The 13,005-nt window shown below is 68.1% G+C and carries 11 protein-coding genes; 6 read left to right on the forward strand and 5 right to left on the reverse strand.

Annotated elements, in window-relative coordinates; all coding sequences use genetic code 11:
- Positions 1–27 precede the first annotated feature (27 nt).
- Positions 28–405, reverse strand: a complete 378-nt coding sequence (locus tag AX690_RS06995) for a VOC family protein (RefSeq protein WP_066685741.1) — start codon at positions 403–405, stop codon at positions 28–30.
- A 194-nt stretch (positions 406–599) separates the two neighbouring features.
- Here AX690_RS06995 and AX690_RS07000 point away from each other — a divergent pair, with 194 nt between their 5' ends.
- A complete protein-coding gene (locus AX690_RS07000) occupies positions 600–2,366 on the forward strand; it encodes a patatin-like phospholipase family protein (RefSeq protein WP_066685743.1) in 1,767 nt (588 codons plus the stop codon).
- 4 nt (positions 2,367–2,370) lie between these two features.
- Here the strand turns inward: AX690_RS07000 and AX690_RS07005 are convergent, their stop codons facing one another.
- The 3 genes from AX690_RS07005 to AX690_RS07015 all read right to left on the reverse strand — a co-directional run bounded on the left by AX690_RS07005 (position 2,371) and on the right by AX690_RS07015 (position 5,218).
- Positions 2,371–3,312, reverse strand: a complete 942-nt coding sequence (locus AX690_RS07005) for an AEC family transporter (protein WP_066685747.1) — start codon at positions 3,310–3,312, stop codon at positions 2,371–2,373.
- Between the two features lie 10 nt (positions 3,313–3,322).
- Positions 3,323–3,889, reverse strand: a complete 567-nt coding sequence (locus tag AX690_RS07010) for a DUF2939 domain-containing protein (protein ID WP_066685753.1) — start codon at positions 3,887–3,889, stop codon at positions 3,323–3,325.
- Between the two features lie 114 nt (positions 3,890–4,003).
- A complete protein-coding gene (locus AX690_RS07015; RefSeq protein ID WP_066685757.1) occupies positions 4,004–5,218 on the reverse strand; it encodes an NADP-dependent isocitrate dehydrogenase in 1,215 nt (404 codons plus the stop codon).
- A 335-nt stretch (positions 5,219–5,553) separates the two neighbouring features.
- On the opposite strand from AX690_RS07015, the gene AX690_RS07020 reads away from it, so the two are divergent.
- Entirely contained in the window at positions 5,554–7,980 is a 2,427-nt protein-coding gene (locus AX690_RS07020) for an ATP-binding protein (RefSeq protein ID WP_082769546.1), read from the forward strand.
- On the opposite strand, the gene AX690_RS07025 is transcribed toward AX690_RS07020, so the two are convergent.
- On the reverse strand, positions 7,977–8,972 hold the full coding sequence (locus AX690_RS07025) for a serine hydrolase (protein ID WP_066685763.1): 996 nt from the start codon (positions 8,970–8,972) through the stop codon (positions 7,977–7,979). The genes AX690_RS07020 and AX690_RS07025 overlap by 4 nt on opposite strands.
- A gap of 77 nt (positions 8,973–9,049) precedes the next feature.
- Here AX690_RS07025 and AX690_RS07030 point away from each other — a divergent pair, with 77 nt between their 5' ends.
- From AX690_RS07030 to AX690_RS07045, 4 genes are all read left to right on the forward strand, one after another.
- The gene (locus AX690_RS07030) at positions 9,050–9,856 is read left to right on the forward strand and encodes an RNA methyltransferase (protein ID WP_066685766.1); all 807 of its coding nucleotides are present in this window, start codon (positions 9,050–9,052) and stop codon (positions 9,854–9,856) included.
- 107 nt (positions 9,857–9,963) lie between these two features.
- Positions 9,964–10,380 (forward strand): host attachment protein, encoded by a 417-nt coding sequence (locus AX690_RS07035; RefSeq protein WP_066685768.1) that lies wholly within the window; start codon positions 9,964–9,966, stop codon positions 10,378–10,380.
- Between the two features lie 105 nt (positions 10,381–10,485).
- Entirely contained in the window at positions 10,486–11,781 is a 1,296-nt protein-coding gene (locus AX690_RS07040) for a DUF1254 domain-containing protein (protein ID WP_066685769.1), read from the forward strand.
- A gap of 67 nt (positions 11,782–11,848) precedes the next feature.
- The gene (locus AX690_RS07045) at positions 11,849–12,958 is read left to right on the forward strand and encodes an S-(hydroxymethyl)glutathione dehydrogenase/class III alcohol dehydrogenase (RefSeq protein WP_066685770.1); all 1,110 of its coding nucleotides are present in this window, start codon (positions 11,849–11,851) and stop codon (positions 12,956–12,958) included.
- Positions 12,959–13,005: the final 47 nt, after the last annotated feature.

Here is a 13,005-nt window from a genome sequence, read left to right on the forward strand (position 1 = left end):
GTCCCCTTTTCTGTATGACGGGCGGATTCAGGCTTTCAGGAACGCGGACAGCTTGTTGCCGTCGGGATCGCGGACATAGGCCAGATAGTAGCCTTCGCCGTAGTTTGGACGAGGACCGGGCGGGCCGGCGCAGGACCCCCCGTGCGTCAGAGCGGCCGCGTGGAAGGCGTCGACCTGGGCTTGGGTGCTGGCGGTGAGGCCAACCATGATCCCGTTACCCGCCCGGGCGGGCAGACCGTTCTCGGGGCTGCAGATCAGGATCGTGGCGTGGTCGGGATCCGGGCCGTAGCCGATCCAATCCTCTTGTCGCCACAGGCGGCTGTGCCCGAGCGCGCCGAGCACCGCATCGTAGAAGGCTTGAGCGCGGTCGCTGTCGCTCGCGCCGATCGTGATGTAGTTGATCATGTGACATCCTCCTGATCGGAGGCTAGGTCGATCCGCTGACCAATCGCGTCAGCAGTCGCCCTTCCCTTGGCGCGTTGGTCGTGACCCGGCAGCATTCCCCGGCGTTAACATCCCCAAGGCGTCTTTCTGAAGAAAACAACCCTTGCGGGATTATCTTCTCCGGCGCCCAATGCTTGGCGGCCGGAGGATGGATCATGACCCAGCAAGTCGACGCGGCGCCGTCCGCGCTGAAGGAGTGCGACCTCGTCATGAAGGGCGGGGTGACGTCGGGAGTCGTTTATCCTTACGCCGTGCTGGCGCTGGCGGAGAGCTATCGCTTCCGGTCCATCGGCGGCGCTTCAGCAGGCGCCATTGCAGCGGCTTTCGCGGCGGCCGCCGAGTTCGCGCGCCAGCGCGGCGACACCGAAGGCTTCGCGCGCTTCAAGAGCCGTTGCGACGAGATCCCCGAGCGTCTCGGCGGCCTGTTTCAGGCCAATGGCGTGTTCAAACCCCTGTTCGCCGCGGCCTTGGCCCTCGTCGGAGACGCCAGGCCGGCCGCAAAGGCGCTGGGGGTGGCGGGGGCGCTTTGGCGACCGCTGGCGCAGGGCGCAGCCGCGGGCGCGCTGCTCTATGCGCTTCTCGCCTTGGTCCCGCTTCTGTCGCAGCCTGGTTGGGCGACGGTGGCTCTCGCCTTGGTCGGTCTGTGCGCCAGCGCCGTCGTCGGCGCCGTCCTCAGCTTGGTCCTATGGCTGGTCCGCCGTGTCGCGCGCGACTTGCCCAAGGCCGACTTTGGCCTGTGCAGCGGCCTCGCCGATCCAGGCCAGACAGCCCCGGTCCTGACGGAATGGCTGCATCAGTCGCTGCAGTTCATCGCCTTCGGTCCCGGCGAGCACCCGCCCTTGACGTTCGGTGACCTGCGCAAGGTCGGCTTGAAGGCGGCGCAGCTCAAGGCTGGCGAGGTGGCGATCGATCTGAAGATGATGACCACCAACCTGTCGATCGGCCGTCCGCACGTGCTGCCGAATTTCGATCTGGACCTATTCTACCAGCCTGACGAATGGAGCCGGCTGTTCCCGGCCGCGATCGTCGAGCAAATGGCTGGCGTCACAATCGGGGCGGAGCCTGGAGGCGGTCGCCGCCGCCTTCCTGGGGCCGACGACCTCCCGGTGCTCGTCGGGGTGCGCATGAGCCTCAGTTTCCCGATCCTGTTCCGCGCCGTGCCCCTGCACATGCTCGACAGGAGCCTGGTGGCCGAGGGCGTCGAGGGCGCGTCGACCTCCTGGCGGCGGCTGCTGTTCTCCGATGGCGGGATCACCTCGAACTTTCCGATCCACTTCTTCGACAGCCTGCTGCCGCTGAGGCCCACCTTCGCGCTCAGCTTGGATAAACGGCCTGCTGACGCCGGAGAGGCGCCGAGGGTGCGGATGCCCGCCAACACCAGCCAAGGCGCGTTCTCGCCGATCAAGGACATCGCCTCGCTCGGCGCCTTCGCCGGCTCCATTCTGGGGGCGGCCAAGGACTGGCAGGACGAGCTGCAGAGCACCATGCCTGGCCAGCGTTCGCGCGTCGTCCGCGTCCAGCTGGACGCCAACGAGGGCGGGCTGAACCTGAACATGCCGATCGAACGTTCGCGGCGATTGATGGGATACGGACGCGAGGCGGGCGAACTGATGAAGTCGTTCGACTTCGATCGGCATCGCTATGCGCGCACCCTTGTGGCCTATCCGGCCCTGGAGCGGCTGATGCGCGAATTCGACGCCGAATGGCGGGTCCTCGGGCCTTGGTTCTCGAGCTACAAGAACAAAGCGGGCGACTACAAGGACGTGAGGGCGCCGGCCCTGGCCAAGATCAGAAGCCGCCTGGACGCCTTAGCGGCCTTCACCGCGACGTTCTCCCCGGGCCTGACGCGATCGACGCGCTTCCCGCGAAAGCCGGGACGCTTGCGGATCCGGCCAATCTTGGACCGGGCGGAGGAGACTTGACCGCTCAGCTGCGCGGGGCGACCAGCAAGGCGGCCAGGGCCAAGGTGATCGCCGAAAGCGCCGTCGTGACGGCCACGGTCCGCGCCGCGCCTCTTGGCCAGACGCCATAGGTTCGGGTCTGTATGAAGACGTTCACCGCGGTCGGCGCGGCGGCCAGAAGCGTCGCTCCAGCTCGAAACGCCTCAGGCGCGGGGGTCAGGCCGACAGCGAGCCAGACCAGCAGCGGAAAGATCGCAAGCTTGGCCAAGGCGCTCGTCAGGATCGGGCGCAAGTCAGGGGTGGGCTCGCCATCGACGTCGTGAAGGCCCAAGGCGGCGCCGAGAGCCACGAGGCCCACGGGACTGCCTGAAAGGGCGGCCATGCCGATCGCGCGATCCAGCGGGGCGGGCAGACCTAGGTCTGACAGAGCCAGCGCCACGCCGAGTACGGCGGCGGCCACGATGGGATTACGGAACGCCTGAGCGATTGACCGCCACACCGACCGTCCCGCCGCCCAACTGAGGAGGCCGACCCCGGCGGCGGACAGGATCACGAAGTCGATCGCGACCACGCCCGCCACGACGCGCGCGGTCTCCGCGCCCATGACGGCGGCGGTGATGGGCAGGGCCAGGAAGGCGCTGTTGCCGACGCCGCTGGCGATCCCCGCGCCGGACTGTTCGGCCTTGGTCCAGCCCAACACTCGGCCCAGGATGACGACCGCGGTCATGACGGCGAGGCCTGCCGTCGCGTAGGCCGCCAGGCCCGCCGTCAGCTCGGGCCCTGGACGGCCCATACGCGATAGCGAGTGGATCAGCAGGGCCGGGAAGCCGATCCAGTAGACATAGCTCGACAGCCCGCGCGCCTGTGCGCCGTCCAGGAGGCGCAGGCGGGTCAGGACCAGTCCGGCTCCGACCAACAGGAAGAACGGCCAGACCCGGGCGAGAACGTCGGCGACGATAGCGATCAAGATCGGAACCTCAGGCCTGTCGCTCGTCGGCCGGCAGGCGGATATGGACCAGCCGCCAGGTGAACAGCGCCCGGCGCTCGAAGGTGAAGACGGTCGCCTTGCCGTGCGCGCCGGGCCGCTTGACCACGATGCGGACGCGGTTCGGGTCCCAATAGGCGATCGTCGGGTGAGGGCCCTTGATGGCCTGCTTGAGCGCGTCGCCGGAGGAAGGCTCGAGCGGCGGGACGCCTGGGGCGTAGCCGCGCGTCAGGGCGTTGAAGCCCGACACCGTCAGATAGCGATCCACCTTGGGCTCGGGCGGCGCGACCGGCTCCACGGCCTTCTTGAAGACCCCCATCGGGTCGCGCCAGATCGAAGGGGCTTCCGGCTTGGCCGCCGGCGCGTCGACGACGAGCTGGGCCGTGAGGCCGCTTCGGACGGCGGGGAAGTCGACCAGCTCGCTGATCGCCTGCACATCCTCGTATTGCGCGGCCGCCTTCAGCGCCCGGAATGCGAACCAGGGCGCGGAGACGAACGCGGCGGCGAACATGAAGATCGCCAGCACGATCAGATCCCAGATCCGCTTCTGCAGGGTCATGAGGCCTCCGGAAGGTCACGAGCGCTTAGACCAGCCTTCGCCGCTGGCCGTCCACAACGAAAAACGCCCCCGAGGAGCTCGGGGGCGCTCTTGTCTTATCGTTTGTCTAAGGCCTTACGCGGCCATGGCCTTCTTCAGGTTCTCGTCGATCTTGTCGAGGAAGCCTTCGGTGGTCAGCCAGCCTTGCTTGTCACCGACCAGCAGGGCCAGGTCCTTGGTCATGTAGCCGCTCTCGACGGTCTCGATGCAGACGCGCTCGAGCGTGGCGGCGAAGTCGGCCAGGGCCTTGTTATCGTCCAGCTTGGCGCGGTGGGCCAGGCCACGCGTCCAGGCGAAGATCGAGGCGATCGAGTTGGTCGAGGTGCTTTCGCCCTTCTGATGCTGGCGGTAGTGACGGGTGACGGTGCCGTGGGCGGCCTCGGCTTCCACCGTCTTGCCGTCCGGCGTCATCAGCACCGAGGTCATCAGGCCCAGCGAGCCGAAGCCCTGGGCGACGATGTCCGACTGCACGTCGCCGTCGTAGTTCTTACAGGCCCAGACATAGCCGCCCGACCACTTCAGCGCCGAGGCGACCATGTCGTCGATCAGGCGGTGCTCGTAGTGGATGCCCAGGGCCTTGAACTGCTCGGCGTAGTGCGCGTCGTAGACTTCCTGGAAGATGTCCTTGAAGCGACCGTCATAGGCTTTCAGGATCGTGTTCTTGGTCGACAGGTAGACCGGATACTTGCGGTTCAGGCCGTACGCGAACGAGGCGTGAGCGAACTCGCGGATCGACTCGTCGAGATTGTACATCGCCATGGCGACGCCCGAGCCGGGGGCCTTGTACACTTCGTGCTCGATGGTCTGGCCGTCCTCGCCGACGAACTTGATCGTCAGCGTGCCCTTGCCGGGGAACAGGAAGTCGGTGGCGCGGTATTGGTCGCCGAACGCGTGACGGCCGACGATGATCGGCTGGGTCCAGCCCGGCACCAGGCGCGGCACGTTCTGGCAGATGATCGGTTCGCGGAAGATCACGCCGCCCAGGATGTTGCGGATCGTGCCATTCGGCGACTTCCACATCTTCTTGAGATTGAATTCCTTCACGCGGGCTTCGTCCGGCGTGATGGTGGCGCACTTGACGGCGACGCCATGCTTCTTGGTGGCGTTGGCCGCGTCGATCGTCACCTGGTCGTCGGTGGCGTCGCGATTTTCAACCGAAAGGTCGTAGTAATCCAGTTCCAGGTCCAGGTACGGGAAGATCAGCTTATCCTTGATGAGCTTCCAGATGATCCGGGTCATTTCGTCCCCGTCCATGTCGACGACGGGGTTGGCGACTTTGATCTTGGCCATAGCGGGGCAGTTCCTCTGGCGGTGGCGCGCCCGGAGCGGCCTGGCGCACAGGGCCAGGACGCGGCGCGGACCGGGTGGCTATAGACTGTTGCGTGGCGAGGGAAAAGCGGATCGGTTTAAGAGCAGGCTCAAGTTCGATCCTGGAGTTCGTTGTTTTGGAGTTTCCGTCGGCGGGGGCGCGGGACGGAAATCGAGTGCGAGAGCGTTTTAGGGCGAGCGGTTAAAATTCCATAGTGAAGCCGGTCCGCAGAAGCGACCGGCGCGGGGGCGCGGTGAACGGCAATCCAGCCACGAATGCTCAGGTCACGCGGCCCCTGGCGCGTCGTCTGCTGACCATGGTCGCCATGCTGTCGATCGCGGTGACGGGAGTCGCGACCGCAGCAGCCTTCTTCTTTGTGCGCGAAAGCGCCGCCGACACCCAGACCCGCCATCTGGCCGCCTATGTCGGCGAACGGGTCAAGACCGAGGATCGGCTGTTCTCCGACCTGGTGAAGGTTCACGACGCCGCGGCTAAGGCGCTGACGCGCCGCCTGGAGAAAGACGACCCTGCGCAAGACCTGGCCAGGTTCAACGCGCTGTTCCCTGACCATGGCGACGGCACCCGACGCTCGGCGCCCGGCCTGTTCGACGGGGCGCGGATCGGCGAGCGGTACATCTATGGCATAGGGGCGTACCTGCCCAACGCCGCCGCCCTGACGGCGGCCGATAAGGCGCTGTTCGTCTCCGCCCTCGACGTGGTGGCCGCGACGGGGGAGGCGCAGCTGCGCCACTACGACAACTTCTACTTCTTCACGCCGGACTCGCGTCTTGTGATGTTCGGGCCGCATCGGGCCGACAAGCTGCGGTTCTACCGGCGGGACGCGCCGCCGGACCTCAGCGTCGCCGGCGAGGAAATGACCCTCCTGACCCTGCCGGAGAACAATCCCGAACGGACGATGAAGTGCACCAAGCTGCGGCGGCTGATCTCCGACCCGACGGGGCGCCGGCTGACGGTCGCCTGCCTGACGCCCTTCTATCTGAAAAACCGGTTCGTCGGCGCCTTCGGGGCGAGCATCTCGCTGGACTCATACCTGCTGCGGGCGGTCGGCGACGCTCTGCCGGGCGGTCGCAACATGATCGTCGCCGATAATGGCCAGCTGATCACCGCCCAGGAGCTTTCCCGCAAGGGCGCGGTCGACGCGTTCTCCCTGCGCCGCTTCGAGGCGGACAGCGATCTCAAGCGCCTGGTCCAGACGATCCGGGCGCAGAACCGCAATGTGGGCGCGGTGCTGTCGCCGCGAGGCGACCGGCTGGTGGCTTATGGCCGCATGGTCGAGCCAGGCTGGTGGTTCCTGATGACCTTCCCGTCGGGGGATCTCGTCTGGTCGTCGCTGAAGACCGCCTCCTGGGTGCTGTTGTTCGGCTTCCTGGGCGTGCTGGCGCAGATCCTGCTGCTTTATCGCCTGACCGACCAGATGGTGGTCGCGCCGTTGCATGACCTAGCCAAGGCCCAGCGGCTGGGCGAGCCGGAGGCGGCTGCGCCGATCGAGGCGCGCGAGGACGAGATCGGCGCTCTGGCCCGCTCGCTGCGCGGGCAGCGGGAGCGCAACGAGGAGCTTCTGAGGTCGCTCGAGGAGCGGGTCGCCGAGCGCACGGCCGAGCTGGAGCGCGCCAACCAGGCCAAGTCGGTCTTCCTGGCCAATATGAGCCATGAGCTGCGCACGCCGCTGAACGGCGTCATCGCCATCGGCGACCGCCTGGCCGAGGAGCAGGATTCAAGCGTTCGCCGGGAGTTGGCGGCGCTGGTCTCGTCTTCCGGGCGGTTGCTGGAGCAGGTGCTCAGCGACATCCTGGATGTCTCGAAGATCGAGGCCGGCGAGTTCCAGCTGACGCCCGAGCCGTTCGACCTGACGCGCCTGGTCCGGGGCATGGCCGAGCTGCACGCCGCCGCCGCCCAGGCCAAGGCCCTGACCTTCCGTTGGTCCGTCGCGCCCGACACGGCCGGAACCTACGAGGGCGATGCGGGGCGCATCAGCCAGATCCTCTCGAACCTGCTGGCCAACGCCGTCAAATTCACCGACGCGGGCGAGGTGGCGCTGGACGTCGATCAAGTGGAGGGCGGCGTGCGTTTCGTTGTCCGAGACACCGGTGTCGGCTTCGACGCGGCGGTGCGCGCGCGTCTGTTCAAGCGCTTCGTCCAGGCCGACCAGTCGATCACCCGCCAGTACGGCGGCACGGGCCTTGGCCTGTCGATCTGCGCCGCTCTGACCGAGAAGATGGGCGGACGGATCAGCGCCGACGGCGAGCCGGGGGCGGGGGCGCGCTTCGAGGTCGTCCTGCCGCTGACGCGCTGCGAGGCGCTTCCGACGGAGACCGAGGAGGAGGCCGGCGAAACGGTCTCGCTGGAAGGGCTGCGCGTGTTGGTCGCGGAGGACCACCCGACCAATCGCAAGGTCGTCGAGATCGTGCTGCAGCCCTTCGGCGTAGACCTGACCCTGGTCTCCGACGGCGAGGCGGCGCTCGCCGCGCTGGACGAGAAGGCGTTCGACGCGGTGCTGATGGACATGCAGATGCCGGTGATGGACGGCCTGTCGGCCACCCGCGCCATCCGCGCCCGCGAAGCCGCCGTCGGCGCGCGGCCGATGCTGGTCATCATGCTGACCGCCAACGCCATGGAGGAGCATATCGCCGCCGCCCAGGCCGCCGGCGCCGACCTGCATCTGGCCAAGCCCCTCCATCCGGTGCAGCTGGTCGAGGCGCTGGCGCTCGCGCGGAGAGGCTAGAAGGACTTCAGCACTGTCCGGCCCGCCTCGGCGACGAGCGCCTCGCGCGTCGCGGCGTCAGCGGTCGAGCCGGACAGGAAGACCGCGAGCGCGACGCGGCGGCCATCCTTCAGCTCGATCAGGGCGACGGCGTGGCTCTCCGGCGTAAGGCCAAGATCCCGCCGCGCCGAGCCGGCGGCCTGCCAGATCTTGGCGTCTTTCGGCAGGGCGGCGGCCAGGTAGCCGGGATCATTTCCCAGCAGCGGGCGGGGATCGGCGCTCGCGAAGACCTCGCGTGTGTTGAACGCTTCCAGCAGGCGAACCATGCCGACCGGCGTCGTCGTATCGCGCGGATCGGCGACGCGTCGGCGGGCGGCCGCGACGCGCGCTTCGGCCGGAACGCTCGCCAGCGCCTGGCGCCAGGCCGCCCGCCCCCTCCAATCGGCGCGGAACGAGGCCAGTCCAACGGCCTGAGTCTCGGCTTGCCGGCGATAGAGATCGACCGAAATCCCGCCCAGCTGCTTGACGCCCAGCCAGCCGTTCACCGCCCCGGGGCCGCCAATCCGCTTCGCCAGCAGGTCCAGCGCGGTGTTGTCGCCAGCGCGGGCCAAGGCTTCCAGTTCCGTCACGGCATAGGCCGCGCGGCCGGGCCAAGCGTCGGCGATCGCGCTCGGCGGCGGCGACAGGTCGACGTCGCGCACCTGGATCGTTTCGTTCGGGTCCAGGCGGCCGGCTTCGCGCTCGGCCATCACGGCGGCCAGGATCGGAACGCGCGCCGCCGCGCCCAGCGCGAAAGCTTGATCGCCGTTGAAGGCCCAGATCTGGCGCGTGCCCAGATCCTCCGCGGCCACGCCGAGAAGGGCGGGCGCGGCCCGCGCCGCGACAGGCTCCATGGCCTTCTGAAGGCCCTTTGGATCCATGGCCGGCTTTTCCTGGCCCAGCATCGGTTTCTCGCGACAGGCGGCGACGATGGGCAGGGCGGCGAGGGCGGTCAGGAAGGCGCGGCGCGACATCCGCGCTAAACGCGGCCGTGGCGGTTCGGCTGCAAGACCCCTTGCATCCGGCGCGCGGTCGGCGGCAAAGGGTGCGGATGACCGACGAAAATCCGTCCGCCGCGGCGCGCCCCGCGCCGCCCTGCGTGATCCTCAACGAACCCCAGCTGGCCGAGAACATTGGCTCGGTCGCGCGGGTCATGGCCAATTTCGGCCTTTACGACCTGCGCTTGGTGCGGCCGCGCGACGGATGGCCGCAGGAGCGCGCCTGGGCCAGCGCCTCCGGCGCCAGCTGGCCGCTGGACGACGCCAAGGTGTTCGACACGCTGGAGGCGGCGATCGCCGACCTGAAGCTGGTCTACGCCACCACGGCCCGCCCGCGCGAGACGCGCCTTCCGGTCTATACGCCGCGCGAAAGCGCCGCTCATCTGGCCGAGGAAGTCGCCCATGGCCGCCAGGTCGGCCTGCTGTTCGGCGGCGAGCGCGCCGGGCTGGAGACCCACGACATCGCCCTTTGCCAGGCCATCGTCTCGATCCCGATCGACGAGCGTTTCCGGTCGCTGAACCTGGCCCAGGCCGTGTCGATCAACGCCTATGAATGGAAGATGACCCAGGACGACCGGCCCTGGAAGAAGTTCGAGCTGAACGTCGAGGAGCCCGCCGACCAGGCCGCCATGCTGGGCCTCTATGAGCATCTCGAGGACGAGCTGGAGAAGGCCGGCTTCTACCATCCGCCGGAGAAGAAGCCGTCGATGGTCCGCAACCTGCGCGTCCCTCTGGCCCGCGCCCGCCTGACCGACCAGGAGGTCCGCACCTTCCGGGGCGTGATCACGGCGCTCAGCAAGGGACGGGGCCGCGTGTTGGCGAAACTGGCGGAGAAGGCGGCCAAGAAGCCGGCTCCTTAGCGAGTGCGCCCTTAAGGACAGGATGGGGCGGCGGATTTGACCTGGATCATCCGCCGCCGGATCGACGAGGCGCAAGTTGGCGTCACTGGTTAGCTAGGAGCCTGTTCATGAACCCAGACGCCATCACCCTCGTTGTCGTGGCCGACGGTCGTCGCGCCCGCCTTCTGGAACAGCCGCGTATCGACGGTCCGCTGCATGACCGCCCCGAATGGCTGGCCGATGTGAAGGAGCATCACGACCACGCCGCCCCCAGCCACATCACCCACTCGGGCGATGCTCGGGACCGCGCCGAAAAGGCGTTCCTGACCGATCTGGCCAAGCGGCTGGAAGGCCTCTCCGCCAAGCACCACTTCGATCAGATCATCCTGGTCGCGCCGCCGCGCGCGCTGGGCCATCTGCGCGAGGCGCTGTCGCCAAGCCTGGCCAAGAAGGTCGTTGGTTCGGATCCGCACGAGCGGGTCGACGCCACCATCATCACGCTGGAAGCCGCGGTGCACGCCGCGCGCTACGCCAACGCCGCCTGATACGCGCCCGGCGGCTCCCCGGGAGCGGTAGACGGGAGGCGAGCGGCCTTGCGCCGCTCGCCTTTCCCGCGTTCACTCTCCCGAACAAGTGTTTGGAGGGGCGCCATGAACCGTCGGAAGCTGTTGGCCATGGCCGGCGCGCTGAGTTTAGCGCCGGGCGTTCAAGCCCGCGCCGCCGCACCGGACGCGATAGGGACGGACGCGACGGCGGCGCGCGACGCCTATCTCTACGCCCTGCCGCTGATCGAGATGGCGACCACGCGCGCGCGGTTGCTCAAGACGCCCGGCGCGGCGATCAACAAGTTGGACCACACACGCACCCTGGCGGACCATACGTCGCGTCGCGTGACGACGCCCAACAACGACACCCTCTATTCCTACGCCTTCCTGGACCTGACGAAGGGCCCGGCGACCCTGACCATCCCGCCCATGGGCCAGCGCTACTACTCGGCCGCGGTGATGGACATGTTCACCAACAACAACGTGGTGCTGGGGACGCGCACGATCGGCGGGGAGGGCGGAACCTTCACCCTGGTTGGACCGGGGCAGGCTTCGACGGGGCCCAATCCCGTCCGGATCGCCACGCCGCACGCCTGGCTGCTGCTGCGCGTGGTCACGGATGGCGGCGAGGACCTGGCCGCCGCGCACAAGGCGCAGGATGGCTTCCTGCTGAAGGGGCCGTCGACCGCGCCCGCGCCTAACTACGCCACGCGCGACGCCGCGCCTGACGCCTATTTCGCGGCCGCCCGCGCCTTGTTGGGCAGCGATCCCGCCCCACCGACCGATCTCCGCATCCTGCGCCGCACCGCCGCCTTCCTCGGCGCGGGATCCTTCGACGCCGCCACGGCCGCAGAGGGCGTCGATGAGGCCAAGCTGATCACGATGTTCGCCAAGGAGCGGCAGACCTTCACCGCCGGCTGGGCCTATCCGCGCCCCAACCTGGGCGACTACGGCCAGGACTATCTCTATCGCGCCATCGTCGCCCTGCAGGGCCTGGGCGCGCTGCCGGTGGCCGAGGCGATGTACATGAAGGCGGCCGGAGACGACGGCGCGGGTCTGTTCACGGGCGATGGCCTGTATCGTCTGAGCCTGCCGGCGCATCTGCCCCTGGACGGCTTCTGGTCGCTGTCGATGTACGAGGCCACGGCCGACGGCCAGTTCTTCTTCGCCGGCAATCCGCTGAACCGTTACACGATCGGCGACCGTACGGCTGGCCTGAAGCGCAATGCGGATGGCGGCCTGGACATCTGGATCGGCCGAACCGACCCTGGCGGCGAGCGCTCGGCCAACTGGCTGCCCGCGCCGAAAACCGGGCCGTTCGCCATGTACCTTCGCGTCTATCTGCCTCGCGCCGAGCTGCTGGACGGCCGCTATCGCCTGCCGCCCGTCGTGAAGGCCTGATCGGGGCTCGACCCGGACGGCCCGCGGCGGCAAAGTCGCGCCGACTCGTTCCTGAGGAGATCCATTGATGAAGACCCGCGCCGCCGTCGCCTTCGAAGCCAAGAAGCCGCTGGAGATCGTCGAGGTCGATCTCGAAGGGCCCAAGGCCGGCGAGGTGATGATCGAGATCAAGGCGACGGGCGTCTGCCACACCGACGCCTATACGCTGGACGGCTTTGACAGCGAGGGCATCTTCCCCTCGATCCTGGGCCACGAGGGCGCGGGCGTGGTGGTCGAGGTCGGCGCGGGCGTGACCAGCGTGGCCGTCGGCGACCACGTGATCCCGCTCTACACGCCCGAGTGCCGCCAGTGCAAAAGCTGCCTGTCGGGCAAGACCAACCTGTGCACGGCGATCCGCGCGACCCAAGGCAAGGGCCTGATGCCCGACGGCACCAGCCGCTTCTCGTACAAGGGCCAGCCGATCTACCACTACATGGGCTGCTCGACCTTCTCGAACTACACGGTCCTGCCCGAGATCGCCGTGGCCAAGATCCGCCGCGACGCGCCGTTCAAGACCGCTTGCTACTGCGGCTGCGGCGTGACGACCGGCGTCGGCGCGGTGACCAACACCGCCAAGGTCGAGCCGGGCGCCAACTGCATCGTCTTCGGCCTGGGCGGCATCGGCCTGAACGTCATCCAGGGGCTGAAGCTGGTCGGCGCCAACATGATCGTCGGCGTCGATCTCAATCCGGCGCGTGAGGAATGGGGCCGCAAGTTCGGCATGACCCACTTCGTCAACCCGAACGACGTGCAAGGCGATCTCGTCGCGCACCTAGTCGCCCTGACGGACGGCGGCGCGGACTACACCTTCGACGCCACCGGCAACACCGGCGTCATGCGCACGGCGCTGGAAGCCTGTCACCGCGGCTGGGGCGAGAGCATCATCATCGGCGTGGCCGAGGCGGGCAAGGAAATCTCCACCCGCCCGTTCCAGCTGGTCACCGGCCGCGTCTGGCGCGGCACGGCCTTCGGCGGCGCGCGGGGCCGCACCGACACGCCCAAGATCGTCGACTGGTACATGGACGGGAAGATCCAGATCGACCCGATGATCACCCACGTTCTGCCGCTGGAAGAGATCAACAAGGCGTTTGATCTCATGCACGCTGGCGAGAGCATCCGGACCGTGGTGACGTTCTAGACCCTCAGTTCCTTTCCCCCTTGCGGGGAAAGGTGGCCGCGAAGCGG

This window comes from Caulobacter sp. CCH9-E1 (genome assembly GCF_001556515.1).
In the GTDB taxonomy this organism is placed as follows: Bacteria; Pseudomonadota; Alphaproteobacteria; order Caulobacterales; family Caulobacteraceae; genus Caulobacter.